We start from the raw sequence: 25,913 nt of genomic DNA on the forward strand, positions 1-25,913 counted from the left end.
TCGCCTCATTCTCCCTGAAGCCATTCCGCTACGCCGCGCCATAGCGTGTCGCGGTGATCGGGGCGGAAGAAGCCGAAATGGCCGATCGCCTTGGCGCCGACGTCGAACGGCTTGACGTCGAGCACCTCCGGCTTGATCGCCGTGAATCCGCTCGCGAGCAGTTCGACCGCAGGCCGCGTGGCCCAGGGATCGTCGGAGAAGCACAGCGCGCGCAGCTCGCCCTTGAACCTGGTAAAATTCTCCAGCGCCGGCAGTTTGGAATCGAAGAGGTAGCGGGGGCTGGAGACCCATTCGGCCCACTGCAGGAAGACGCCCTTGGGCAAATCCTCGCCGACGCCGGCCCAGCCCGGCGCGTAGCCCAGCGCGTGGGCCAGCGGTACCCCAATCAGGTTCATGAAGGCCACCACGCGGTATTTCTCCGGGGAGGTCATCAATCGCCACGTCGCGGCCTGCGAGGCCACGAACGCGGCGCGCGAGATTTCGCCGTTGTTCGCGATCAGTCCGAGCGCCTGGCCGCCGAAGGAATGGCCGACATAGGCCAGCGGCAGGGTGCTGTAGCGCTCGCGCATCCAGCTGACCGCGGCGGTGACGTCGAGTTCGGCCCAGTCGGACATCGAGGCCTTGAAGCCGACCAGCGATTTCGGCCGGTTGTAGCCGACTATCGCCGGCAGCCGGGAGTCGCCGATGCCGCGATAGTCGTAGGTCAGCACCGCGCAGCCGCGATGGGCGAGGTAGGAGGCAAAGCCCCGATAGATCTTGCGCGGCACGGCGGTCGCCGAATTGATCAGGACGGCATGGTGCTTGGCGCCGCGCGGCAGGAACAGGGTGCCGGCCAGCGCATAGCCGTCGGTCGCGGGGAAGCTGATCTCGTCGATGAAAACGTCGTCCAGTGCCGCGTCCATGGGCGGTCAGCGTCCTGCCAGTTTCCCTGCCTGCCCAAGCAAATGCGAATTCAGCTTTGGCCGCAAGGGTTTGCGATGCGAACTGGATTTACAACTGGCGGCCGGAAGCCAGCCTGTGTATAAGGCGGCCCTCGCAACCCCTAGATCAGGTTGTGCTTTTTGCTTCACGGAGAGATTGCGATGTCCGAGCGGTGGACGCCCGAGTCCTGGCGCAGCAAGCCGGTGCTACAGGTGCCCGAATATCCCGACGCCAAGGCTTTGGCCGACGTCGAGGCGCAGCTTGCGACCTTTCCGCCGCTGGTGTTCGCCGGCGAGGCGCGCAACCTGAAGAAGGCCCTGGGGCGCGTTGCGGCCGGCGACGCCTTCCTGCTCCAGGGCGGCGACTGTGCCGAGAGCTTCGCCGAGCACGGCGCCAACAACATCCGCGACTTCTTCCGCGTGCTGCTGCAGATGGCGGTGGTGCTGACTTATGCCGGCGCCGTCCCCGTGGTGAAGGTCGGCCGCATTGCCGGCCAATTCGCAAAACCGCGGTCATCGCCGATCGAGAAGGTCAACGGCGTCGAGTTGCCGAGCTATCGCGGCGACATCGTCAACGACATCGCCTTCACCAGGGAAGCGCGTGTGCCGGATCCGCAGCGCCAGCTGATGGCCTATCGCCAGTCGGCGGCGACGCTGAACCTGCTCCGCGCCTTCGCCACCGGCGGCTTCGCCAATCTCGGCAGCGTGCATCAATGGATGCTCGGCTTCCTCAAGGACTCGCCGCAGTCCCGCCGCTACAAGGAATTGGCCGACCGCATCTCGGACGCGCTCAACTTCATGCGCGCCTGCGGCCTCGATCTCGAGAGCCATCCCGAGCTGCGTGCCACCGATTTCTACACCAGCCACGAGGCGCTGCTGCTCGGCTACGAGCAGGCCATGACCCGCGTCGATTCCACGACCGGCGACTGGTACGCGACCTCGGGCCACATGATCTGGATCGGCGACCGCACCCGTCAGCTCGATCACGGCCATGTCGAATATTTCCGCGGCATCAAGAACCCGATCGGGCTCAAATGCGGCCCCTCGCTGAAGGCCGACGAGCTCTTGAAGCTGATCGACGTGCTCAATCCCGATAACGAGCCGGGCCGGCTGACGCTGATCGGACGCTTCGGCTCGGACAAGATCGGTGAGCACCTGCCGAACATGATCCGCGCCGTGAAGCGCGAGGGCCGGGTCGTGGTCTGGTCGTGCGATCCCATGCACGGCAACACCATCACCTCCACGTCCGGCTACAAGACGCGGCCGTTCGACCGCATCCTGTTCGAGGTGAAGTCGTTCTTCGCGATCCACGCGGCCGAAGGCACCCACGCCGGTGGCGTGCATCTGGAGATGACCGGCCAGAACGTCACCGAGTGTCTCGGCGGCGCCCGCGCGATCACGGACGAGGACCTCAACGACCGCTACCACACGGTCTGCGATCCCCGTCTCAATGCCGAGCAATCCATCGACATGGCTTTCCTGATCGCGGAGCTCCTCAAGCAGGAGCGCGCCGGCAAGGCCCAGCCGATTCCGGTCGCAGCGGGGCTCTAAAACCTTGCTGCGGATCTGGAAGGCCACGATCAATTCCCGGAACGGTCTGGCCTTTGCGTTCCGATCGGAGCAGGCCGTCCGCGAAGAGATCTTTGCGCTCCTGCTGTCGGTGCCGCTCGCCTGGTTCATCGGCGCGACTGCGATGCGCGCGGTCGAGCTGGTCTGTTCCGTCGCCTTCGTTCTGGTCGTCGAGCTGCTCAACACCGCGATCGAGAAGCTCGCCGATCGCTTGACGATGGATCACGACAAGCAGATCGGCCGGGTCAAGGACATGGGCTCGGCCGCGGTCGGCGTTGCCTTGCTGATGGCCGGCGCGTTCTGGATCATCGCCATCATCGAGCGGCTGGGGTTCCTCTAGCCTGGGAATGGGAGCGCCATGACCGAACGTCTCAATGAATTCGCGGTCACGCTCGCCCAGCTCAACCCGACCATGGGCGACATCGAGGGCAATGCCGCCAAGGCGCGTGCCGCGCGTGCGCAGGCCAAGTCCGATGGCTCCGATCTCGTGCTGTTTCCGGAGTTGTTCATCGCCGGCTATCCGCCGGAGGACCTGGTGCAGAAGCCGGCCTTCCAGGCCGCCTGCCGCGCCGCGATCGAAAGCCTCGCGCGCGAGACCGCGGACGGTGGTCCGGCCATGCTGGTCGGCACGCCCTGGGTCGAGGAGGGCAGGCTCTACAATGCCTGCGCGCTGCTCGACGGCGGCCGCATCGCGAGCTTGCGCTTCAAGTGCAACCTGCCGAACTACGGCGTATTCGACGAGAAGCGACTGTTTGCGCGCGGCCCTGCCGCAGGGCCGGTGACCGTGCGTGGCGTTCGCATCGGCGTGCCGATCTGCGAGGACATCTGGCTGGAGGAGTCCGAGGATTACGAGAACGTGGTCGAGACGCTGGCGGAGACCGGCGCCGAGATCATCCTCGTGCCGAACGGCTCGCCTTATGCCCGGGACAAGAACGACGTGCGCCTGTCGGTCGCGGTGGCGCGCGTGACCGAGAGCGGCCTGCCGCTGGTCTATCTGAATCAGGTTTGCGGCCAGGACGAGCTGGTGTTCGACGGCGCCTCCTTTGCGCTCAACGGCGATCTCTCGCTTGCAGCGCAATTGCCGGCCTTCGAGGAGAGCATCGTCACGCTGCGCTTCACTCGTAACGGCGAGGACTGGCGCTGCACGGGCCCGATCGCCGAACAGCCCGAGGGCGACAAGGCCGACTACGCCGCCTGCGTGCTGGGTTTGCGCGACTACGTCTCCAAGAACGGCTTTCCCGGCGTGCTGCTCGGGATCTCCGGCGGCATCGATTCCGCTCTGTGCGCGGCAATCGCGGTCGATGCGCTCGGCGCCGACCAGGTGCATGGTGTGATGCTGCCTTATCGCTACACGGCCGCACACTCGATCGCCGATGCCAGCGAGCTCGCCGGCCATCTCGGCATCCGCTACGAGGTTTTGCCGATCGCCGAGGCCGTGAACGGCTTCGAGACCATCCTGTCCGGCATCTTCAAGAACCTGCCGCCCGACATCACCGAGGAAAACCTCCAGGCCCGCACCCGCGGCACGCTGCTGATGGCGATCTCCAACAAGACCGGGCTGATGGTGGTGACCACAGGCAACAAGTCGGAAATGTCGGTCGGCTACGCCACGCTCTATGGCGACATGAATGGCGGCTTCAACCCGATCAAGGACATCTACAAGACGCAGGTGTTTCGCCTCGCAAGCTTGCGCAACGGCTGGAAGCCGGAAGGCGCGCTCGGCCCTGCGGGCGAGGTCATTCCGCCCGACATCATCACGCGGCCGCCGACAGCGGAGCTGCGCGAGAACCAGACCGACCAGGACACGCTGCCGCCCTATGACGTGCTCGACGCCATCCTGGAGCGCCTGGTCGAACGCGAGCAGCCGCTGGACCAGATCATTGCCGCCGGCTTCGACCGCGAGATCGTCACCCGCATCGACCGTCTCCTCAACGTCGCCGAATACAAGCGCCGCCAGGCCGCGCCCGGCGTGAAGGTGACTGCGAGGAACTTCGGCCGCGACCGCCGCTATCCGATCACCAACCGGTTCCGTGACAAGGGCGAGGGGGTGTCCGCGCCTGACGAGACGCTGATGTCGCGTGGCAGCCGGGCGTCGATCGACGCGTTCGAGGGCTAGAGGGCGGTTGGACGATCGCTAGCCACACAAGACGCCGTCATCATCCGCGAAGGCGGATGATCCAGTACTCCGCGGCGGGTGTTGTGAAAACGAAACTACCGCCGCGGAGTACTGGATGCCCCGCCTGCGCGGGGCATGACAGTTGGAAACGGAGCAGGCGCCTTACGCTACTTCTGCTGCTGCGGCAGGAAGGTCGGGCCGACCGAGCGGATCGGCTTGTTCTCGGAGCTCGCGGCGGTGCCGGTATCCGCGGGCGGCGTAGCAGCCGGCGCATTCGCCGTCGTCGGCGCAGGAGCTGCGCCCTTCTTCGCGTTCGCAGGCGTGCCCTTGTTGAGCCGCTGCTGCTGCATCTTCCTGGCGCTCTCTTCGGTGACGATGATGTCGCCCTGCTGCTCGGCCGCGGCCTTGTCGTCGGCTGATTTCAGCGCATCCGCCCAGGTCTGGCCCGCCGCCTTACAGGAGCAGGACGGGTTGAACTCGCTGCGGAATTTGAAGGCAGTCGGTAGCGCGGTGTAGGGCTGACCGCCGATGGAGACCGCCGAATTCATGTCTTCACCGGGATTGCGATGGGTGTAGAGCACGGCTTCGGCAGCCGGGCACAGCGCCTTGCAGGTCTTCTCGTCGTCGGGGAAGCGCGCCGGCACCGTCGCAAACGAGATCGGGAAATAGGCGCCGTCGCAGGTGCGAACGCACACGGTGCGGTAGGTGCCGGATTGCGGCCCGAGGTCGGAGGGCGGCACGGCTTGCGGATTGTTCGGGTTGTTGCCGCCGCCGAATAGATTGGTCAGGAAGTTGCCGCCGCCTTGTGACTGCGCGGCATTGGCATATTGCGGGCCGCAATTGTTCTGCGCCAGCGCCATCAGCACCGAGCGGCGCTGGTTGTCGCGCTCCGGGCTGGAGCCGCCGGGACCGCCGCCGCGCAGCCGCTCGAGATTGACGGTGATCTGGTCCAGATTGGCGCGCATCTGCTGGATCTGGGTGTTGACCGGGCCGCATTGCGCCGACTGGCCGTTGAACAGCGAGAAGAAGCCGGAGGAATCGCAGCCCATGCGCTTGGCCTGCATGGTGACGCGGTCGAGCTCGGCTTGCTGCTTGGCCTGGGAATCCTGATAGCGGCGGATCTGCTCCTCGCGTGCGGGGTCACCGCCGCCGCCACGATCGAGCGCCGCGAGCTGGCCTTCCAGCCGCACGCACATCGGGTTCGGTCCCAGCCCGTTCTGGCCGGGCTGAGGCGGCGGACCGGGCGGTCCGGCCTGCGCGAAAGCGCCGGTGGCGAGCACGACCGCGCTCAGGAGCACGGTGCAGGCAAGGGAGAAGCGGGCACGGGGGAGAGACAAGAATTCAGGCATATCCGCCATTCTAGCGAGGTCACGGCCCAATGTGACGTTGGGGGCCGAAGCGCGCCCTCCAATAGCCGCTTCCCGCGCCATCGTCACGTCGTTTCAAGGGCCAATGATTGGGCCTAAGGTCCGACAGCTCCGAGCGAATTCAGCGCTGGCAGGTGATTGCGACATATTCGTCGCAACGGCCATGAGAGCAGTTTGCGCCGGTTTTGGGGACAGAGCCGGTAATTTCGTCGGGATCGACCCGGCGATAGCTTGATGCCTGGGCAAAATCTCGTGACTGGCAATAGGTGCGCGCGACGGAGGCACCGCATGTCTCGCCCTTGGCCAGGCACCGGTCGCTGCCGTAGCCATCCGCCTGGTTGGCGATGATGAAGACGCGGGTTTCGGCGAACGCGCTGGATGACACGAGGATCGAGGCGCTGAAAATGAGCGCGAGTGCAGATCGCATGAAAATACCGGGGCAAAAAAGGAAGGAACCGCCGGTTCCAGAATGCCCTCAAATGGTTAGGGGATCATGAACCATCGGGGCGAGCCGCGCGCTCTGCGGAGACAAAACGGCGTTTTCGCGGCTCTCTTGACGTGGGGCCGCCTCATAGCCCATATGTCGCCCCATGAACGGTCTCCTCGCCATCTGCGCCATTTGCCGCGAGATTACGAGCTAGCGATTCGCTGGCTGGAGCCGTCTTTTCTCAAATGCATTGAGAGCCTTGGACGCCCGGCCGAGAGGGATGGGTTGTCATGGAATTGCGTCTTTACGATACGCTGAGCCGGGAAAAGCGGACCTTTGTGCCGCTCGATGCGAACAACGTCCGCATGTATGTCTGCGGACCGACCGTCTATGACTTCGCCCATATCGGCAATGCGCGGCCGGTGATCGTGTTCGACGTGCTGTTTCGGCTGCTGCGCCACCTCTACGGCGAAGCGCATGTCAAATATGTCCGCAACATCACCGACGTCGACGACAAGATCAACGACCGCGCCGCGCGGGATTTCCCCGGCTTGCCGCTGAACGAGGCCATTCGCAAGGTCACCGAACAGACCGGCAGGCAGTTTCATGCCGACGTCGATGCGCTTGGCTGCTTGCGGCCGACCGTCGAGCCGCGTGCGACCGAGCATATCGGCGAGATGCGCGAGATCATCGAGAGGCTGGTCGCCGGTGGCTTTGCCTACGTTGCCGAGGACCATGTGCTGTTCTCGCCGCAGGCGATGAACGCCGCCAATTCGGTGCTGCCGCGCTACGGCGCGCTGTCCAACCGCTCGCTGGACGAGATGATCGCCGGCGCCCGCGTCGATGTCGCGCCTTACAAGAAGGACAACACCGATTTCGTGTTGTGGAAGCCGTCCAAGCCCGGCGAGCCCTCATGGCCGTCGCCGGCCGGCATCGCCGCGCAGGGCCGTCCCGGCTGGCATATCGAGTGCTCGGCGATGGCCTGGAAGCATCTCGGCGAGCATTTCGACATCCATGGCGGCGGCATCGATCTCGTGTTTCCGCATCACGAGAACGAGGTGGCGCAGACCTGCTGCGCCTTCCACCGGGAGCGCATGGCGAACACCTGGATGCACAATGGCTTCCTGCAGGTCGAGGGTGAGAAGATGTCGAAGAGCCTCGGCAACTTCATCACCATCCATGAGCTGCTGGCGGACTGGCCGGGCGAGGTGCTTCGGCTGAACATGCTGAAGACGCAGTATCGTTCGCCGATCGACTGGACCATGAAGTCGCTGGAGGAGAGCGCCAAGACGCTCGACGACTGGTATCGCGTCGCCGCCGATGTCGCGCCCACAGAGCCGGCCGCGTCCGTGATCGAGCCGCTGCTCGACGATCTCAACACACCGCTGGCGATTGCGGCGCTGCATGGTCTGCGCGGAGGCGACGTGAATGCGTTGGCCGGCTCGTTGCGGCTGCTCGGATTCCTGGCCGAGAGCGCGGCGCAGTGGGAAGGGCGCAAGCAGCAGGCGAGCGGCGTCGATGCCACGGAAGTCGAACGCCTGATTGCGGAGCGGACGGCCGCCCGTGGCCGCAAGGACTTCAGGGAATCCGACCGCATCCGCGATCTACTCGCCGCGATGGGCGTTGCGATCAAGGACTCCAAGGAAGGCACGACCTGGGAGATCGCGCGATGAAGCGGCCCGACACGCCGTTCCCGCGGCACTGGCTCTATTACATCGCGCTGAAGATCGCGCTGCTCGCCGGCGCCGTGGCGCTGGTGCTCAAGCTCTATGGGATGTGGTGAAGACGATGGGACAGAGTTTGCCAAAGCCCGCCCTGCGGCCCTTCCTGCCTGACGACGTGCCGGTGCTCGCCGCGATCTTCACCGCCAGCATCGAGGAGCTGACCGGCGACGACTATAGCGAGGCGCAGCAGGAAGCCTGGATGCAGGCGGCCGAAGACGAAGCGTTCGGCAAGCGGCTTGCGTCCGACCTCACTCTGATCGCGACGCTGGAGGGCTCGCCGGTCGGCTTCGCCTCGCTGCGCGGCAACGATCACATCCGCATGCTCTATGTGCATCCGGCCGTGGCCGGGCAGGGCATCGCGACCATGCTGGTCGACGCGCTGGAGAAGCTCGCAGGCAGCCGCGGCGCCGAGAGCCTCTCGGTCGATGCCAGCGACACTGCGCAGGGCTTCTTTGCCAAGCGCGGCTACACCGCCCAGCAGCGCAACAGCGTCACGATGAACGATGAGTGGCTCGCCAACACCACCATGAAGAAGACGCTTGGAGCGGGGCAATGAGCAAGCAGCGTCTCTATCTGTTCGACACCACGCTGCGCGACGGCGCGCAGACCAACGGCGTCGACTTCACGCTGACCGACAAGCAGGTCATCGCGGCGATGCTCGATGATCTCGGCATCGACTATGTCGAGGGCGGCTATCCCGGCGCCAATCCGCTCGACAGCGAATTCTTCGCGGCCAGGCCGAAGCTCAATCATGCGCGGTTCACCGCGTTCGGCATGACGCGGCGGGCCGGGCGGTCAGTCTCGAACGATCCTGGCGTCGCCGGGCTGCTGGAGGCGAAGGCGGACGCGATCTGCTTCGTGGCAAAATCCTCGGCCTATCAGGTGCGCGTCGCGCTGGAGACGACGAAGGAGGAGAACCTCGCCTCCATCCGCGACAGCGTCGCAGCCGCGAAGGCCGCCGGTCGCGAAGTGATGCTCGACTGCGAACACTTCTTTGACGGCTACAAGGAAGACCCGAGCTTCGCGCTGGCCTGCGCCAAGGCGGCCTATGAGGCGGGCGCGCGCTGGGTGGTGCTGTGCGACACCAACGGCGGCACCATGCCGAACGAGATCGAAACCATCGTCACCGAGGTGACGAAGCACATTCCCGGCGATCACGTCGGCATCCACGCCCATAACGACACCGAGCAGGCGGTGGCCAATTCGCTGGCCGCGGTGCGCGCCGGCGCGCGGCAGATCCAGGGCACGCTGAACGGTCTCGGCGAGCGCTGCGGCAATGCCAATCTCTGCTCGCTGATCCCGACGCTGAAATTGAAGAAGGAGTTTTCCGACGCCTTCGAGATCGGCGTCACCGCGGAGAAGCTCGCAACGCTCGTCAAGGTCTCGCGCACGCTCGACGACATGCTCAACCGCGTGCCGAACCGGCATGCTCCTTACGTCGGCGAGAGCGCCTTCGTCACCAAGACCGGCATCCATGCCTCCGCCGTGCTGAAGGATCCGCAGACCTACGAGCACGTGTTGCCGGAGCTGGTCGGCAATCACCGCAAGGTGCTGGTGTCCGATCAGGCCGGCCGCTCCAATGTCATCGCCGAGCTCGACCGCGCCGGCATCCCTTACGAGAAGAGCGATCCGAAGCTGACGCGCCTCGTCGAGGAGTTGAAGGCGCGCGAGGCGGCGGGCTACGCCTATGAATCTGCCAATGCCTCGTTCGAGCTCCTGGCGCGCCGCACGCTCGGCAAGGTGCCGCATTATTTCGAGGTCGAGCAGTTCGACGTCAATGTCGAGCAGCGCTACAACGCGCTGGGGGAGCGGGTCACCGTGGCGCTCGCGGTGGTCAAGGTCGACGTCGCCGGCGAGCATCTGATCTCGGCGGCCGAAGGCAACGGTCCCGTCAATGCGCTCGACGTCGCCCTGCGCAAGGACCTCGGCAAGTACCAGAAATACATCGAGGGCCTGACGCTGATCGACTATCGCGTCCGTATCCTCAACGGCGGCACCGGCGCGGTCACGCGCGTCCTGATCGAGAGCGAGGACGAGAACGGCGACCGCTGGACCACGGTCGGCGTCTCCCCGAACATCATCGACGCCTCCTTCCAGGCGTTGATGGATTCGGTAATCTACAAGCTCGTGAAGTCGGGTGCGCCGGCGTAAGCAAGATGTAGCCCGGATGAGCGAAGCGATATCCGGGGCGGTATACGACGCACCGATAGACTTTCCCGGATGTCGCTTCGCTCATCCGGGCTACGGACAATGGGGGAGCGGCAGAAGTATGATCGACCACATCTCCGTCGGCGTCAGCGATCTCGAACGCGCCGCAAGATTCTACGAGACGACGCTCGCATCGCTGGGCCTCGCGCGCCTCGTCACGCGGCCGCGGACAGTTGGCTTCGGCAAGACCTATCCGGAGTTCTGGATCAATTTGCGCGAAGGCATGCCGCGTGTGGCCCCGGAGAGCGGCGTGCACATCTGCCTGCGCGCGAAGACCACAAGCGAGGTCGATGCGTTTCACGCCGCAGCGCTGTTCGCCGGCGGAGGCTCCGATGGCGCGCCCGGCATCCGCCCGCACGACCGCGTGCGCTATTACGCAGCCTTCATCAACGATCCCGACGGCAACCGGATCGAGGCGGTGACGTTTCCGGCAGAGTAGGGCCTTACAGCTTGCGCGCCATTTCCGGGGCTAGCTGCTTTTCCGCTTCGGCCAGCTGGGCAACTGCCGCCTTCAGCTTCGGCAGAATGTCCTCGACGCGATCGGCCTTGAGGACGTCGATCGAAAGGCCCGCGCGGATGAACTCGGTCTGACGCATGTGCGACAGCAGCGAGAACAGCGGCTCCCAGAAATTGTCGATGTTGGCGAGCAGCACCGGCTTGGCGTGTCGGCCGAGCTGCTTCCAGGTCATCTGCTCGACCAGCTCCTCCAGCGTGCCGACGCCGCCCGGCAGCGCCACGAAGGCGTCGGAGCGTTCGAACATCAAGCGCTTGCGCTCGTGCATGTCGGGAGTGACGATCATCTCCTGCACGCGCGTCAGCGCGTTCTCGCGCATCCGCAGGAAGTCGGGAATGATGCCGGTGACGGTGCCGCCGTGGTCGAGCACGGAGGTCGCGACCGCGCCCATCAGGCCGAGCGAGCCGCCGCCATAGACCAAGCGGATGTTGTTTTCGGCGAGCGCCTTGCCGAACGCCTTGGCGCCTTCGGCGAAGCGGGGATTGGTTCCAGGGCCGGAGCCGCAATAGACGCAGACGGTTTTGATCGTGCTCATTGGTGCCATGATGCATTGCAGCGAACAGGCGTCAAGCCCAATCGGTGATTCGATACTCCCGGAAATCTACCGGTAAATGACGATAAACAATCAAAGATTCGCCATTTGGCGGGGTGCACGGGCATCGGGAAGGCTCTATATGACGGACGAAAATCGTTAATCGCAGTTTCGCCCGCATCCGGCGGGCTTTCAGGTTTCTTGATGGACCAACCTCAATCGCTCGACGGCGCCGACGTTCCTGTTCCTCCCGCCGGAGGCCCCCTTGAGCGGGCCACGCTGATGGGCACGCTGGCGCATCTGTGGCCCTATATCTGGCCGGGCGATCGCGTCGATCTGAAGATGCGGGTGGTCTGGTCCCTGGTGCTGCTGCTCGCCGCCAAGCTGATCACGCTGGCCGTGCCGTTCAGCTTCAAATGGGCGACGGATGCGCTGACCGGCGCCAATACCGCGCCGGTCGCTGCCGACAACTGGCACCTCTGGGTGATCGCCTCGCCGCTGCTCCTCACCGCGAGCTACGGCGTGATGCGCATCCTGATGGCGGTGCTGACGCAATGGCGCGACGGCATCTTCGCGCGCGTCGCCATGCATGCGGTGCGCAAGCTCGCCACCATCACCTTCATTCACATGCACGAGCTGTCGCTGCGCTTTCACCTCGAGCGCAAGACCGGCGGCCTGACGCGCGTGCTCGAGCGCGGCCGCGAGGGCATCGAGGTCATCGTGCGCATGGTGATCCTGCAGCTGATCCCGACCATCGTCGAGGTCTCGCTGCTGATGGCGGTGCTGCTCTGGCAATTCGACTGGCGTTACGTGGTCGTGACCCTGATCACGGTCACGCTCTACATGTACTACACCTACATCGCGACCGAGTGGCGGATCGGCATCCGCCGCAAGATGAACGATTCCGACACCGAGGCGAACACCAAGGCGATCGACTCGCTGCTCAACTACGAGACCGTTAAATATTTCAGTGCCGAGGCGCGCGAGGCGCAGCGCTACGACAAATCGGTGGAGCGCTACGAGGAGGCGAGCGTCCGCAGCTACACTTCGCTCGCGGTGCTCAACACCGGGCAGGCCGCGATCTTCACGCTGGGCCTGACCGCGACCATGCTGATGTGCGCGATCGGCGTGCGCAATGGCACCAACACCGTCGGCGATTTCGTGCTGGTCAACGCCATGATGATCCAGCTCTACCAGCCCCTGAACTTCATGGGCATGGTCTATCGCGAGATCAAGCAGGCGATCATCGACATCGAGAAGATGTTCAATGTGCTGGGCCGCGAGGCCGAGATCAAGGATGCGCCTGGCGCGAAGCCGCTGGTCATCTCCGCCGGCAGGGTGCGCTTCGAGGACGTGCGCTTTGCCTATGAGCCGGCGCGCCCGATCCTGAAGGGCATCAGCTTCGAGGTGCCGGCCGGCAAGACCGTCGCCATCGTCGGCCCGTCGGGCGCAGGCAAGTCGACCATCTCGCGGCTGCTGTTCCGCCTGTATGACGTCTCCGGCGGCAAGATCCTGATCGACGGCCAGGACATCCGCGATGTCACGCAGGCGAGCCTGCGGGCATCGATCGGCATGGTGCCGCAGGACACCGTGCTGTTCAACGACACCATCCGCTACAACATCCGCTATGGCCGCTGGGACGCGACTGATACCGAGGTCGAGGAGGCGGCGCGGCTGGCGCAGATCGACCACTTCATCCGCATGGCGCCGAAGGGTTACGACACCCAGGTCGGCGAGCGCGGCCTGAAGCTGTCGGGCGGCGAGAAGCAGCGCGTCGCAATCGCGCGTACGGTTCTCAAGGCGCCGCCGATCCTGGTGCTGGACGAGGCGACCTCGGCGCTCGACACCCACACCGAGCACGAGATCCAGGGTGCGCTCGAGCGCGTGGCGAAGAACCGCACCTCGCTGGTGATCGCGCACCGGCTTTCGACCATCGTCGGCGCCGACGAGATCATCGTGCTGGACCAGGGCCGCATCGCCGAGCGCGGCACCCACGCCAAACTGCTCGCGCACGGCGGCCTCTATGCCAGCATGTGGAACAGGCAGCGCGAGGCCGAGGCGGCACGCGAGAAACTGGCCAAGATGGCCGACGCCAGCGCGGCGCCCAACCGGGAGCCGCCGCCGGTCGATGACATCCTGACGACGCCTGCGGCGGTCGACTGACCTTGTCTCCGGTCCCAACTCTGGCCTAAACAAGCGCGCGCGACGACCCGTGCCATTAACCCCGAGCGGCAGATAGCGATGTCCATTCTCGATTCGATCCAGCGCCAGATCCCGCCGATCCACAAGGAGGGTTATCCCTTCATCGGCGGCTTCGCGTTGGCAAGCCTGGTCCTGTTCTGGTTGTGGTCGCCGCTGGGGTGGATCGGCACGATCCTGACCGTGTGGTGCGCGCTGTTCTTCCGCGATCCCGTCCGCGTGACGCCCGTGCGTGAGGGGCTGGTCGTGTCACCGGCCGACGGCCGCGTCTCGATGATCACCATGGCGCTGCCCCCGGCCGAGCTCGGGCTTGGCGACCGGCCGCTGCCGCGCATCTCGGTGTTCATGAGCGTGTTCAACTGCCACGTGAACCGCGCGCCCGTGGCGGGGAGGGTGGATCGCATCGCCTATCGGCCCGGTCTCTTCATCAATGCCGAGCTCGACAAGGCGAGCGAGGACAATGAGCGCAACTCGCTGGTCATCACGACGCCGACGGCGCGGATCGGCGTGGTCCAGATCGCCGGCCTCGTCGCCAAGCGCATCGTCTGCTTCGTCAAGGAAGGGCAGGCGATCGGTGCCGGCGAGCGCTTCGGCCTGATCCGCTTCGGCTCCCGCCTCGACGTCTATTTGCCCCAGGGCACCAAGGCGCTGGTCTCCGAAGGGCAGACCGCGATCGCCGGAGAGACGATCCTGGCCGATCTTGCCGGCGAAGACCCGAGCCGCGCCTACCGCGCCAATTGACCAATAGTCGTGCTTGTGGGCCTTCCGCCGCAATGGCGGAGGGGGGCGCGGCTTGCTATATCTCGCCTCGAGGTGAGCAATGACGCCCTATGACTTCAAAGATCCCGATGTGCGCCGCCGGCGGTTTCGACCGATCCCGGTGCGGATGCTGGTGCCCAACGTCATCACGCTGCTGGCGATCTGCGCCGGCCTGACCTCGATCCGGCTGTCGATCGAGGGGCGGATGACGCTCGCCGTCTACGCTATCGTGTTCGCGGCCGCGCTCGACGGCATCGACGGCCGCATCGCGCGCATGATCAAGGGCCAGTCCAAGTTCGGCGCCGAGCTCGACAGCCTCGCCGATTTCGTCAATTTCGGGGTAGCGCCGGGCCTGATGCTGTACTTCTGGCAGCTGCACGAGCTCGGCAATGCCGGCTGGATCGCCGCGATGGTTTTCGCGATCTCCGGCGGCCTGCGGCTGGCGCGCTTCAACGCCACCATGGATGATCCGAACAAGCCGGCCTTCGCGGCCAATTTCTTCACCGGCGTGCCGGCGCCCGCCGGCGCCATCACGGTGCTGCTGCCGATCTACATCGCGTTCCTCGAGCTCGGCCGCACCCCTGCGGCGGTGACGGCGGCCTATACGCTTCTGATCGCGTTTCTGATGGTGTCGCGCCTGCCGGTATTCTCGGGCAAGACCAAGCGCATGCGCGTGCCGCCGGAACTGGTGCTGCCGGCGTTCGTCGCCGTGATCGTCTTCATCGCGCTCTTGATCGCCTATCCCTGGCACGTGCTGTCGATCGGCACGGTGCTCTATCTGCTCTGCCTGCCGCTCGGCTACAAATCCTATCGCGACCAGGCGCGAGCGATGGAAGCTGCCGCGCCGGCGGGAGGCGAGGTCCCGTCACCGACTTCGGCGCCGACGCTGTCGAACCTGTCGGAGCCGGCGCACGAGGACGACCGGCCCGGACGTCTGCACTGAACGCTCCTCGCGGATATCTGCCATGAGGCCTGCCTGAGTTGGGCCGAGGCCCGATCTCGGCTATATCGCCCCTGTGCCGGCGGCATCGCGCAATCAACAGCCGCCCATCTGGGAGAGAACGCCGTGACCAATTCCGCGACCGGGCCGCTGCCCGCTTCCGTCCTCGAGGCGCTGGGCCGTTATGACACGCCGACGATCTGCAATGCCATGGAGATCGTGGCGCCCGAGCGGCGTCTGATCGGCTACACCACCAAGCCGCTGGTTTGTCCGTTCCCCGACCTGCCGCCGATCGTCGGCTACGCCCGCACGGTTGCGATCCGCTCGGTGCTGAAATCATCGCTCCCGGCCGAGGAACAGTCCAGGCGTCGCATCGACTATTACGAATATGTCGGCACCGGCCATGGCCCGCGCATCTCGGTGATCCAGGATATCGACGGCCCCGACGTCGGCTACGGCGCATTCTGGGGCGAGGTGCAGAGCAACGTGCACAAGGCGCTCGGCTGCCTCGGCGTCATCACCGACGGCTCGATCCGCGACATCCCGCAATGGGCCCCGGGCTTCCAGGCGCTGGCCGGTTCGATCGGCCCGTCGCATGCCTGGGTGCATGCGGAGAGCTTTGGCGGCGAAGTGCGCGTCGCCGGCATGACCGTGAAGTCCGATGATCTCATCCACGCCGACCGGCACGGTGCCATCGTGATCCCACTCGACGTCGCCGCAAAGCTGCCGGAAGCCGCCGAACTATGCGGCCGCCGCGAGACGCCGATCCTGGAGATCGCCCGCAGCCCCGACTTCTCGCTGGAGAAGCTGAAGGCCGCGCTGAAGCGCTCGGCGGAGATCCACTAAAGCGCGATGCGAGATGAATCGTCATCGCGCTTTACGTTGTTGTTTAAGCATGGTCTTTTCGGAAAACCGCTACGCACTTTTCCGGATCATGCTTTAGAGGCGGTGATCGAACGACCTACGGCCGCGATGGCCGTGGGTCGCCTTGTTCCGTCAGAAACAGGACCGCCTGATCCGGCTCGCCGAACACTGCGGCGGCGCATCCGATCAGGGTGAAGCCGCCGGCAAGGTCCCATAGCGTGATACCCTCCGCATTGTCCGGGAGGTGAATCAAGCGCGCTGCCATCACCGCGAAGGCGGCCTCGGCAAAGAGCACGAGGCTGAAGGCCGGCAGGACGAGTTCCGGCTCCAGCAGGTGGAGCGCCAGCACCGCGGGAAGCGCGGTGAGAAGACCGAACAGCGTCAACATGGCGATGGCTCCCGCGATCGAGCATGCCGCACCAGTACCAGACACCAATCGATCCCTGGTCACGATGTGGCGGAGGGCCGCAGCCGATGTGACGTCGTGGCGCGCCCCGCCAATGGTTAGCGAAGTGTTGAAGTTCCTGTCGCCGAACGGCAATCGCAGCGGGCGCTGCGGCATGCAGCACACTGTCCGGACTTAACCTTTACGCGGCTTTAAGGGCGGCGCTCTAGCCCGTCCTATTCGTGAGAGTGCGGCTTTTGGGCCCGATTGATGCGGCCGCACATCTTGTCTGACGAGGCGCACAGGATTGCCTTCGGCTTTTCGCCGCCTGACGACCGGTACTTTGCAACGCGCTTGAGGGATGGGTTGGGCGAACGGGGGCGGACGCCCCGCCGGTCAAGGACCGAGCGGCAGCAGCGCGCCGGGCAAGCCGCAGATCAGGTCGGCTTCGGGACATGCCGCGGCAAACGCAAGGCGAATGCGGCTCGTGGTCTCGACGACACGGGCGGCGATTTTCAAGAGCCGAAGACGCAGCGTCGCGAACTCGGCAGCGGCCAATTCCCGGACTTTGGGAATGGCGTCGCGCACGGTCAGCATCAGCCAATAAGCGGCCGTATGGAGCACGAGACGGACCTGGTTGGCGAGCGCCGAACGGCAGCTGGTGCGGTCGGAGGCGAGCTGCGTCTTATGCAGCTTGATCAGATTCTCGGCTTGGCCGCGCGCGCAATACAGGCTGTCGTAGATCCACTCGGCCGAGCCGACATCGAGGCTGGTGACGACGAAACGGATGTCGAGGCCGAGCATCGTCGCCTCAATACGGGCGACGGTGCGCCGTTCGCGATCCCAGGACTTTGCCTTGTGGCGCGTCTCGGTATAGCCACGCAGAACCGGCAGGTTCTCGATGGCGCGTCGGGTGCGGATGTCGTCGGCGACCTCGTCGACTTTTCTGGCGAGAGGCTTGGTGCCGGACAGACCGAAGATGTAGTCGATGCCGTTGGTCTCGCACCACGCCATGGCCTCCGGCCGGGCATAGTGCCCGTCGCCACGGAACGTAATTCGCGTGTTGTGCCACCGCGTGCGGATATGCCGTACCAGGCGGCGCAGAAGGGCACGCACCTCGACGCCGCCCGGCGTCTTGCCGGGCCTCAGCACGACCGCCACGGGACGGCTCTTCTCCGTGTCGTAGACGTGGATCGGCAGGAAGCAGCGTTCGTCATAATGAGCGTTGAACAGCGAGAGCTGCTGATGGCCGTGGACGACATCGCAGGTATCATCGATGTCGAGCGTGACGGATGCCGGCTCGCGCGGGTAGCTATCCATCCATGCGTCGACCAAAATGTAGGTCAGTCGGATCACGTCGCGCAGGCGCGGAGCATTCTCCAGCCGCGACAGCGTCGGTTGGGAACACAGATCGCGGCCCGTGTCCGGCAGCCGTCCGCAGGCCAGCTTGAATGCGGGATCGGACCGCAGATGATCGAGGTCGTCGGCGTCCTCGTAGCCGCAGCAGATCGCGAACATGCGCGCGCGGAACATATCGACAAGGCTGTGCACGACCCGCGTCGGATCGCGCCGATCCGGGAACACCCGGGCCAGATTGTCGGCCAAGCCGAGACGCCGCTCGGCCATCGCCAGAAGCATCACGCCCCCGTTCGAGGTCAGGCGACCGCCATCGAAGGCAGCTGTGACTTTCTTGGCGTGAACGGCTGGAAACGAGAAGGGCGGAATCGTATCGTCGGTCATGGCGGGCGTGGCGTTCGCGGTTGAAGGTGATGGGGTGGCTTCGCAACCGAATCCTACGCCGCATCAGCGCTTTACACCACGCTCGCCAGCCCTCAGGCGCACTCTTACGAATAAGACGGGCTAGGGTTTCCGGTGCGGTTCGGGGTCGGGCCGCACCAGCGGCCAGGACGGCCGTTGTCGCGTACGCGTTGGAGTCGATAATGGATATCGCAACACTTGTCGGCCTGGCCGCGGGCGCCACTGTTGTGTCGACGCTGATCCTGATGGGCGGCAGCTTCGGGATGTTTTACGACATCCACGCCGTGATCGTCATCTTCGGCGGTTCGTTCGCCGCAACGATGATCCGCTTTCCATTGTCGGCCATGGTGCATGGCTTGCCGCTGGGCGCAAAGTTTGCCTTCACCCTAAGCCGCCTTTCGGCCCACGACCTCGTCGACGAACTCGCCCGCATCGCCGAAATCGCTCGCAAGCAGGGCCCGGTCGGGCTGGAAAAGGTCGAGACTGACGAGCCGTTCCTTGCCAAGGGCATCCGCTACGTCGCCGACGGCTACGACCTCGACTTCATTCGCGACAATCTGGAGCGCGACCGCGACAACTTCCTGATGCATCTCGACGAAGGCAGCAAGATCTATCGCGCCGTCGGCGACTGCGCCCCGGCCTTCGGCATGATCGGCACGCTGCTCGGCATGGTGCAGATGTTCTCCAACATGTCGGACCCTTCCAAGCTCGGCCCGTTCATGGCCACCGCGCTGCTGGCGACGCTGTATGGCGCGGTCGTCGCCAACCTGGTCTGTTTGCCGATTGCCGACAAGCTGCACGGCAAGCTGCTCGACGAAGAAACGAACCGCACCTTGATCATCGACGGCATCCTGATGATCCGCGATTCCAAGAGCCCGACGCTCGTGCGCGAAATGCTGCTGGCCTATCTGCCGGAGAAGCATCGTCACACCGAGGGAGAGCCGGTGCCGGCGTAAGGCCGCCCGCCGGGATTTGAGAGATGGCCAAGAAGAAGCGCGGCAATGCTCACGGCGGCGGTCACGGCTGGTTCGTGACCTTCGCCGACCTGATGGCGCTGCTGCTGGCGTTCTTCGTGATGCTGGTTGCGTTCTCCACGCAGGACGCCAACAAGCTGAAGATTGTGGCGGGCTCGATGCGCGAGGCGTTCGGCGTTCAGAGCGAAGCGCGCTACTCCGGCATCGTCGAATCCGACGGCCTGCCGACCCGTCCGCGGCTGAAGAACGTCGATCACATCCAGCCCGAGGATGCCTCCAACACGCCGACGCCGGACCAGGAAGACCGCGACAAGACGTCCGGCGCGAAGATCAAGGTCGACCGTAATTTCGCGCTGGCCGCGGCCTCGCTGCGCCAAGCGTTGCAGGACATGCCGGAACTGACCGAGATGTCCAAGCACATCATGTTCGAGGAGACCAAGCAGGGCCTCAACCTGGAGATCGTCGACCAGGACGGCCGCTCGATGTTCGCCGACGGCTCCAAGGTGCCCTATGATCGTACCCGGCGCCTGGTCGAGAAGCTTGCGATTCCGCTCAAGGCCACGCCGCTGCGCGTGTCCATCGCCGGCCACACCGCGGCAGGATTTGTACCGACCCGCAGCGACTACGGCGCCTTCGATCTGTCGGCCGACCGCGCCAACGCCGTGCGCCAGATCCTCGAACGCGAAGGTCTGCCGCCGTCGCATATTTTCGCCGTCTCGGGCAAGGCGGATACCCAGCCGCTGTTTCCGGACGATCCCTGGCTTGCGGCCAACCGTCGGGTGACCATCACCCTGATGCGTGAAGATCCGCCACTGCCGCCGAATCTGAAGCCGTAACCCCCCCCTTGCGCTACCGTTTTACCTGAGGCATGTCGTCGCTCTGGCGATGAACGTTGCCACGGCGTCACAGCTTCTGCCGCGGCGCCTGCTATGGTGCTGGGCCGATTGACAGGCGCGACGGAAGCGTCAATAGGCGCCGGATCAAATTCAGGGACGAAGCGTTTCTCACCCCCATGACGGCGAGCATCACATCGACCGAGACCCAGGACGGGCAGCCGGTCACATCAGGCTTTTGGGCCCTTACGCTCGGGAGCATCGGCGTCGTCTTCGGGGATATCGGCACCTCGCCGCTTTACGCATTTCACGAGGCCGTCAAGGGCGCGGCCCACGGCGAGCCGGTCTCGCGGGTCATCGTGCTGGGCGTGCTCTCGCTGATTCTGTGGGCGCTGCTGATCGTCGTCACCGCCAAATACGTCCTGCTGCTGCTGCGCGCCGACAATAACGGGGAGGGCGGCACGCTCTCGCTGATGGCCCTCGGCCAGCGCGCGCTCGGGCGGCGAAGCTGGGTCCTGCTCGCCCTCGGTGTGGTCGGCGCCTCCATGTTCATCGGCGATTCCATGATCACGCCGGCGATCTCGGTCCTCTCGGCGGTCCAGGGCCTCAAGCTAGCGACCCCCGCGCTCGAGCACTATGTCGTGCCGCTCACCGTTCTCATTCTGGTGCTGCTGTTCGCTGTCCAGAGCAAGGGAACCGCATTGGTCGCCTCGGCCTTCGGGCCGGTGATGGTGGTCTGGTTCGCCGTCATCGCCGTGATGGGGGCCGTCCACATCGCCGACGACCCTTCCGTGCTGGCGGCAATCAATCCCTATTACGCGGTGCAGTTCGTGCTGTCGCACGGCGTGATCGGCCTCGTGACACTCGGCGCCGTGTTCCTGGCCGTGACGGGCGGCGAGGCGCTTTATGCCGATCTCGGCCATTTCGGCCGCAAGCCGATCCAGTCGGCCTGGATGTTCTTCGTGCTGCCCGCGCTTCTGATCAACTATTTCGGGCAGGGTGCGCTGGTGCTGTCCGATCCCAGCGCGATCGAACACTCCTTTTATCGCATGGTGCCCGAGAGCCTGGTGCTGCCGCTGGTCGGACTTGCGACTGCCGCAACAGTGATCGCGAGCCAGGCGGTGATCACCGGCGCCTATTCGCTGGTCTACCAGGCCGTACAACTCGGGCTCCTGCCGCGTTTCGAGGTGCGTTACACCTCCGAATCCCACGCGGGCCAGATCTATCTGCCGCGCGTGAACCGCCTGCTGCTGATCGGCGTAATGCTGCTGGTGCTGCTGTTCCACACCCCCAGCAATCTGGCCTCGGCCTACGGCATTGCGGTCTCCACCACCATGGTCGCCGACGGCATCATGGGCTTCGTGGTGATCTGGAAGCTGTGGAACTGGCGCGCGGCGACGGCCGCGGCCGTGATCGTCCCCCTCGTCATCGTCGATTTGAGCTTCTTCAGCGCCAACCTGCTCAAGCTGCTCGAAGGCGCCTGGGTGCCGCTGCTGTTCGGCGTCCTCATGGCGGGGACGATCTGGACCTGGCGCAAGGGCTCCGCAATCCTGATCCAGAAGACGCGACGGATCGAGGTGCCGCTGGACGATCTGATCCGGAGCCTGGAGAAGCGGCCGCCGCATATCGTCAAGGGCACGGCGGTGTTCCTCACCAGCGATCCGGCCTTCGTGCCGACCGCGCTGCTGCACAATCTCAAGCACAACAAGGTGCTGCACGAGCACAACGTGATCCTGACCATCGAGACCGCGCATACGCCGCGGGTCGATCTGTCGGAGCGGTTCAGGATGGAGAAGATCAGCGACAAGTTCTCCAAGGTCCGTCTGCGCTTCGGCTATATGGAGCAGCCGAACGTGCCGAAGGCGCTCGCCATCGCGCGCAAACAGGGCTGGCAGTTCGACATCATGTCGACGTCGTTCTTCGTGTCGCGGAGATCGCTGAAGGCCTCGGCGCAATCGGGCATGCCGCTGTGGCAGGACCATTTGTTCATCGCGCTCAGCCGGTCAGCCAATGACGCCACTGACTACTTCCAGATTCCCACCGGGCGGGTGGTTGAAGTCGGAACCCAAGTCACCATCTAACCGCAATTATGCGAGTCATGCAGATTTGCATGACCAGGGCCCGAAAACGGGCTAGGCTATGCCGACAGCGCAGGACTATAAGCCGCGCGCTCCTCCGCCGTTGTGCAGTGAAGCATTTTAGAGGCCACCGGGCTCTCCCATGACAAACGACGCAGCGATTACCGCCCCGGAAACGGCGGCGGTCAATGGGCATGGTGAGGCCCACACCACCGCCGGTTTCGGTGCGCTGACGCTCGGCAGCATCGGCGTCGTCTATGGCGATATCGGCACCAGCCCGCTCTACGCGTTCCGCGAGGCGGTGACGGCGGCTTCCGGACACGACGGCCTGCCGACGGCTGCGGCCGTGCTCGGCGTGCTCTCCCTGATCCTGTGGGCGCTCATCATCGTGGTGACGCTCAAATATGTCGTGATCCTGCTCCGCGCCGACAACAACGGCGAGGGCGGCACGCTGGCGCTGATGGCGCTGGCCCAGCGCGCGGTGGGCACCGGCGCCGGCAGCACGACCATCGTGCTGCTCGGCATCATTTCCGGAGCCTTGTTCTACGGCGATGCCGTGATTACGCCGGCCCTCTCGGTGCTGTCGGCGATCGAAGGCATGAAGGACGTCACCCTGAAGTTCGAGCCTTACATCGTTCCGCTGACCGTGGTGATCCTGGTCGCTCTGTTCGCCGTGCAGTCCCGCGGCACGGCGCGCGTTGCCGCCTTCTTCGGCCCGATCATGTGTGTCTGGTTCGCGGTGCTCGCGCTGGCGGCGATCCATCCGATCATCGAGCAGCCGCAGGTGCTGTACGCGCTGAACCCGCTCTACGCCGTGTCCTTCATGCTCCACCACGGCCTGATCGGCTTCGTGACGCTGGGCGCGGTGTTCCTGGCCGTCACCGGCGCCGAGGCGCTCTATGCCGACCTCGGCCATTTCGGCAAGCGGCCGATCCAGTTCGCCTGGCTCTCTATCGTGCTGCCCTCGCTGGCGCTGAACTATCTCGGGCAGGGAGCGCTCGTCCTCCGCGACCCCGGCGCGATCGTCAGCCCGTTCTTCCAGCTGTTTCCGCAAGGTTTTGTCCGCGGCTGCATGGTCGTGCTGGCGACCATGGCGACCGTGATCGCAAGCCAGGCGGTCATCACCGGCGCCTATTCGCTGACGCGGCAGGCGATCCAGCTCGGCCTGCTGCCGCGCTTTGAAATTCGCCATACGTCGGAAGCCCATTCCGGCCAGATCTTCATCCCGCGCATCAACCAGTTGCTGCTGGTCGCGGTGGTGCTGCTGGTGCTCATGTTCCGCTCCTCCAGTGCCCTGGCCTCGGCCTACGGCATCTCGGTCACCGGCACCATGGTGGTCACGGCCATGATGGGCTTTGTCGTGATCTGGAAGGTCTGGCGGTGGTCGCCATTCGCCGCCGCCGCTCTCATTGCGCCTTTCCTGTTCCTCGACCTGACCTTCCTCTCCGCCAACCTGCTCAAGGTGTTCGAGGGCGGCTGGGTGCCGCTGGCGCTCGGCGCGCTCATGATCATCCTGATGTACACGTGGCGGCGCGGCAGCCGGCTCTTGTCTCGAGAAGTCGCGCAAGCTCGAGTTCCCGCTCGCCGACCTCGTCGCCATGCTGGAGAAGCGGCCGCCGCAGCGGGTGCCGGGAACCGCGGTATTCCTCACCTCGGACCCAATCAGCGCGCCGACCGCGCTGATGCATAGCCTGAAGCACTACAAGGTGCTGCACGAGAAGAACGTCATTCTCACCATCGAGACCGCGCAGACCCCGCGCATCGATCCGTCCGAGCGCGTCAGGCTGGAGCAGATCTCACCGACCTTCTCCAAGGTGACGCTGAAGTTCGGCTTCATGGAATCGCCCAACGTGCCGAAGGCGCTGGCGATCGCCCGCAAGCTGGGCTGGCAGTTCGACATCATGTCGACCTCGTTCTTCCTGTCGCGCCGGGCGCTGAAGCCCGCCGTCCATTCCGGCATGCCGCGGTGGCAGGACCGGCTGTTCATCTCGCTGAGCCGCTCCGCCAACGACGCCACCGACTATTTCCAGATCCCGTCCGGCCGCGTGGTCGAGGTCGGCACACAGGTGACCATCTAGGGCGGGGATTCGCAGCGGACTTCAAGTCGCTGTGATTTAGCTTTAACTTGCGCCGGGCGGCTCAAGCCTTTGCAGCGCTTGATTTTCGCCTCCCGAGAGGCGAGGTTGCCGCCGGCCGGGTCGCCCCGGCATGCGCCTGCGACGTTGGAGGATGATGTGGCGAATCAAGTACAGGATCTGACCCCGGACGAGGTTTCCAAGGGTGTCGCGGAAGGGCGCTATCTGCTCGTCGACGTTCGCGAACCGAACGAGGTTCAGGCCGAGGCCTATCCCTACGGCGTCGTGGTGCCGCTCTCGACCTTCGATCCCAAGGCGATTCCCGATCCCGCCGGCAAGGAGGTCGTGTTCGCCTGCCGCTCGGGAAAACGCTCCGTGACGGCCTCGCTGGCGGCGCAGGCGGCGGGCCTTCCCTACAACAAGCATCTGGCCGGCGGCATGCTGGGCTGGAAGGCGGCGGGGCTCCCCAGCAAGGTCGGTGGCTGATCGGCCCGATGTCCAATTCTTCCCTGAACAAGGTCTTTGCCGACCTTCCCGTCACCATCTTTGAGGCGATGTCGCAGGCCGCCCGCGACAACAATGCCATCAATCTCGGCCAGGGCTTTCCCGACGATCCCGGCCCTGAGGACATCCGCCGCGCCGCGGCCGAGGTCTCGCTGAACGGCTACAACCAGTACCCGTCGATGATGGGCTTGCCGGAGCTGCGCCAGGCAATCGCCACCCATTATGGCCACTGGCACGGCCTCACGCTCGATCCGATGAGCGAAGTGATGGTCACCTCCGGCGGCACCGAGGCGCTGACCTCGGCGATCCTCGCGGTGGTCCAGCCCGGCGACGAGGTGGTCTGCTTCCAGCCGGTCTATGATTCCTATTTGCCCATCATCCGCCAGGCGGGCGGCATTCCGCGCCTGGTCCGTCTCGAGCCGCCGCACTGGCGGCTGAATGAGGACATGCTGAAAAGCGTCTTCAATTCAAAGACCAAGGCGGTGCTGTTCAACAATCCCTTGAATCCGTCCGCGGTGGTCTATCCGCGCGAGGACCTCGAGCTGCTGGCGCGCTATTGCCAGGAGTTCGACGTCATCGCGATCTGCGACGAGGTCTGGGAGCACGTCACCTTCGACGAGCACAAGCACGTCCCGCTCATCACCATTCCCGGCATGCGCGAGCGCACCATCAAGGTCGGCTCGGCCGGCAAGATCTTCTCGCTGACCGGGTGGAAGATCGGCTTCGTCTGCGCGGCACCGCCCTTGCTGCGCGTCGCCGCCAAGGTGCACCAGTTCCTGACCTTCACCACCGCGCCGAACCTGCAGGCCGCCGTCGCCTACGGCCTCGGCAAGTCCGACGACTACTTCCTGTCGATGCGCAAGGATCTGACGCGGAGCAGGGACCGCCTGACCAGGGGGCTGGAGAGCCTCGGGTTCCCCGTACTGAAGTCGCAAGGCACCTACTTCCTCACCGTGGACCTGTCACCGCTCGGGCTGAACGAGAGCGACACGGAATTCTGCTGGCGCATCGTGAAAGACTACAAGGTTGCGGCGATCCCGGTCTCGGCCTTCTACGAGCAGGACCCCGTAACCTCGGTGGTGCGCTTCTGCTTTGCCAAGAAGGACGAGACGCTCGACACCGCGCTGGAGCGGCTGTCCGACGCGGTGCGCGGGCGCAAGAGGTAGA

At 65.1% G+C, this 25,913-nt stretch carries 22 protein-coding genes and 1 pseudogene; 17 read left to right on the top strand and 6 right to left on the bottom strand.

Annotated features, from left to right (window positions below):
• Window positions 1-5: 5 nt before the first annotated feature.
• Window positions 6-902, bottom strand: coding sequence for an alpha/beta fold hydrolase (locus ABIF91_RS34235; protein WP_028179959.1), 897 nt, complete (start codon window positions 900-902; stop codon window positions 6-8).
• 180 nt (window positions 903-1,082) lie between these two features.
• On the opposite strand from ABIF91_RS34235, the gene ABIF91_RS34240 reads away from it, so the two are divergent.
• From ABIF91_RS34240 to ABIF91_RS34250, 3 genes are read left to right on the top strand one after another with little or no spacing between them, the layout of a single operon-like run.
• The gene (locus tag ABIF91_RS34240; RefSeq protein WP_028179960.1) at window positions 1,083-2,471 is read left to right on the top strand and encodes a class II 3-deoxy-7-phosphoheptulonate synthase; all 1,389 of its coding nucleotides are present in this window, start codon (window positions 1,083-1,085) and stop codon (window positions 2,469-2,471) included.
• 4 nt (window positions 2,472-2,475) lie between these two features.
• Window positions 2,476-2,829, top strand: coding sequence for a diacylglycerol kinase (locus tag ABIF91_RS34245; protein WP_028179961.1), 354 nt, complete (start codon window positions 2,476-2,478; stop codon window positions 2,827-2,829).
• 18 nt (window positions 2,830-2,847) lie between these two features.
• Entirely contained in the window at window positions 2,848-4,605 is a 1,758-nt protein-coding gene (locus tag ABIF91_RS34250; RefSeq protein WP_028179962.1) for an NAD+ synthase, read from the top strand.
• Window positions 4,606-4,772: 167 nt separating this feature from the next.
• Here ABIF91_RS34250 and ABIF91_RS34255 read toward each other — a convergent pair whose 3' ends face one another.
• Both ABIF91_RS34255 and ABIF91_RS34260 read right to left on the bottom strand, forming a co-directional pair.
• Window positions 4,773-5,963, bottom strand: coding sequence for a DUF2865 domain-containing protein (locus tag ABIF91_RS34255; protein ID WP_028179963.1), 1,191 nt, complete (start codon window positions 5,961-5,963; stop codon window positions 4,773-4,775).
• A gap of 130 nt (window positions 5,964-6,093) precedes the next feature.
• On the bottom strand, window positions 6,094-6,399 hold the full coding sequence (locus tag ABIF91_RS34260; RefSeq protein WP_035673197.1) for a hypothetical protein: 306 nt from the start codon (window positions 6,397-6,399) through the stop codon (window positions 6,094-6,096).
• A 290-nt stretch (window positions 6,400-6,689) separates the two neighbouring features.
• Here ABIF91_RS34260 and cysS point away from each other — a divergent pair, with 290 nt between their 5' ends.
• From cysS to ABIF91_RS34280, 4 genes are all read left to right on the top strand, one after another.
• Window positions 6,690-8,072: a cysteine--tRNA ligase gene (cysS, locus tag ABIF91_RS34265; RefSeq protein WP_028179965.1), complete on the top strand. Its 1,383-nt coding sequence runs from the start codon at window positions 6,690-6,692 to the stop codon at window positions 8,070-8,072.
• Window positions 8,073-8,187: 115 nt separating this feature from the next.
• Entirely contained in the window at window positions 8,188-8,679 is a 492-nt protein-coding gene (locus tag ABIF91_RS34270) for a GNAT family N-acetyltransferase (protein WP_028179966.1), read from the top strand.
• Window positions 8,676-10,274 carry a citramalate synthase gene (cimA, locus tag ABIF91_RS34275; protein ID WP_028179967.1) on the top strand — a complete coding sequence of 533 codons (1,599 nt, stop codon included), beginning with the start codon at window positions 8,676-8,678 and terminating at the stop codon, window positions 10,272-10,274. The genes ABIF91_RS34270 and cimA overlap by 4 nt, the downstream gene beginning before the upstream one ends.
• 118 nt (window positions 10,275-10,392) lie before the next feature.
• Complete coding sequence (locus ABIF91_RS34280; RefSeq protein ID WP_028179968.1) at window positions 10,393-10,770, top strand: VOC family protein; 378 nt, start codon at window positions 10,393-10,395, stop codon at window positions 10,768-10,770.
• Window positions 10,771-10,774: 4 nt separating this feature from the next.
• On the opposite strand, the gene ABIF91_RS34285 is transcribed toward ABIF91_RS34280, so the two are convergent.
• Window positions 10,775-11,380 (bottom strand): TIGR00730 family Rossman fold protein, encoded by a 606-nt coding sequence (locus ABIF91_RS34285; RefSeq protein WP_028179969.1) that lies wholly within the window; start codon window positions 11,378-11,380, stop codon window positions 10,775-10,777.
• Between the two features lie 201 nt (window positions 11,381-11,581).
• Between ABIF91_RS34285 and ABIF91_RS34290 the strand changes: the two genes are divergently transcribed.
• The 4 genes from ABIF91_RS34290 (at window position 11,582) to ABIF91_RS34305 (ending at window position 16,121) form a co-directional block, all read left to right on the top strand.
• Window positions 11,582-13,540 carry an ABCB family ABC transporter ATP-binding protein/permease gene (locus ABIF91_RS34290; RefSeq protein WP_028179970.1) on the top strand — a complete coding sequence of 653 codons (1,959 nt, stop codon included), beginning with the start codon at window positions 11,582-11,584 and terminating at the stop codon, window positions 13,538-13,540.
• A gap of 54 nt (window positions 13,541-13,594) precedes the next feature.
• On the top strand, window positions 13,595-14,317 hold the full coding sequence (locus ABIF91_RS34295; RefSeq protein WP_283805404.1) for a phosphatidylserine decarboxylase: 723 nt from the start codon (window positions 13,595-13,597) through the stop codon (window positions 14,315-14,317).
• 79 nt (window positions 14,318-14,396) lie between these two features.
• Window positions 14,397-15,278, top strand: a complete 882-nt coding sequence (locus tag ABIF91_RS34300; protein ID WP_028179972.1) for a CDP-alcohol phosphatidyltransferase family protein — start codon at window positions 14,397-14,399, stop codon at window positions 15,276-15,278.
• A gap of 123 nt (window positions 15,279-15,401) precedes the next feature.
• A complete protein-coding gene (locus ABIF91_RS34305; RefSeq protein WP_028179973.1) occupies window positions 15,402-16,121 on the top strand; it encodes an RraA family protein in 720 nt (239 codons plus the stop codon).
• A gap of 115 nt (window positions 16,122-16,236) precedes the next feature.
• Here the strand turns inward: ABIF91_RS34305 and ABIF91_RS34310 are convergent, their stop codons facing one another.
• Complete coding sequence (locus ABIF91_RS34310) at window positions 16,237-16,701, bottom strand: hypothetical protein (protein ID WP_284279853.1); 465 nt, start codon at window positions 16,699-16,701, stop codon at window positions 16,237-16,239.
• Window positions 16,702-16,920: 219 nt separating this feature from the next.
• Window positions 16,921-18,264: an IS1380-like element ISBdi2 family transposase gene (locus tag ABIF91_RS34315; RefSeq protein WP_424578699.1), complete on the bottom strand. Its 1,344-nt coding sequence runs from the start codon at window positions 18,262-18,264 to the stop codon at window positions 16,921-16,923.
• Between the two features lie 200 nt (window positions 18,265-18,464).
• Here ABIF91_RS34315 and ABIF91_RS34320 point away from each other — a divergent pair, with 200 nt between their 5' ends.
• The 6 genes and pseudogenes from ABIF91_RS34320 to ABIF91_RS34345 all read left to right on the top strand — a co-directional run bounded on the left by ABIF91_RS34320 (window position 18,465) and on the right by ABIF91_RS34345 (window position 25,912).
• Window positions 18,465-19,238 carry a motility protein A gene (locus tag ABIF91_RS34320; RefSeq protein ID WP_028178570.1) on the top strand — a complete coding sequence of 258 codons (774 nt, stop codon included), beginning with the start codon at window positions 18,465-18,467 and terminating at the stop codon, window positions 19,236-19,238.
• A gap of 23 nt (window positions 19,239-19,261) precedes the next feature.
• Window positions 19,262-20,092 carry an OmpA/MotB family protein gene (locus tag ABIF91_RS34325; RefSeq protein ID WP_028178569.1) on the top strand — a complete coding sequence of 277 codons (831 nt, stop codon included), beginning with the start codon at window positions 19,262-19,264 and terminating at the stop codon, window positions 20,090-20,092.
• Window positions 20,093-20,268: 176 nt separating this feature from the next.
• Complete coding sequence (locus ABIF91_RS34330) at window positions 20,269-22,170, top strand: potassium transporter Kup (RefSeq protein ID WP_028178568.1); 1,902 nt, start codon at window positions 20,269-20,271, stop codon at window positions 22,168-22,170.
• 139 nt (window positions 22,171-22,309) lie between these two features.
• Window positions 22,310-24,245: pseudogene (locus ABIF91_RS34335) on the top strand (potassium transporter Kup).
• A gap of 156 nt (window positions 24,246-24,401) precedes the next feature.
• Window positions 24,402-24,728, top strand: coding sequence for a rhodanese-like domain-containing protein (locus ABIF91_RS34340; protein ID WP_028178566.1), 327 nt, complete (start codon window positions 24,402-24,404; stop codon window positions 24,726-24,728).
• Window positions 24,729-24,736: 8 nt separating this feature from the next.
• On the top strand, window positions 24,737-25,912 hold the full coding sequence (locus ABIF91_RS34345; protein WP_028178565.1) for an aminotransferase: 1,176 nt from the start codon (window positions 24,737-24,739) through the stop codon (window positions 25,910-25,912).
• Window position 25,913 lies beyond the last annotated feature (1 nt).

The organism is Bradyrhizobium sp. USDA 241, from assembly GCF_049739505.1.
In the GTDB taxonomy this organism is placed as follows: domain Bacteria; phylum Pseudomonadota; class Alphaproteobacteria; order Rhizobiales; family Xanthobacteraceae; genus Bradyrhizobium; species Bradyrhizobium liaoningense.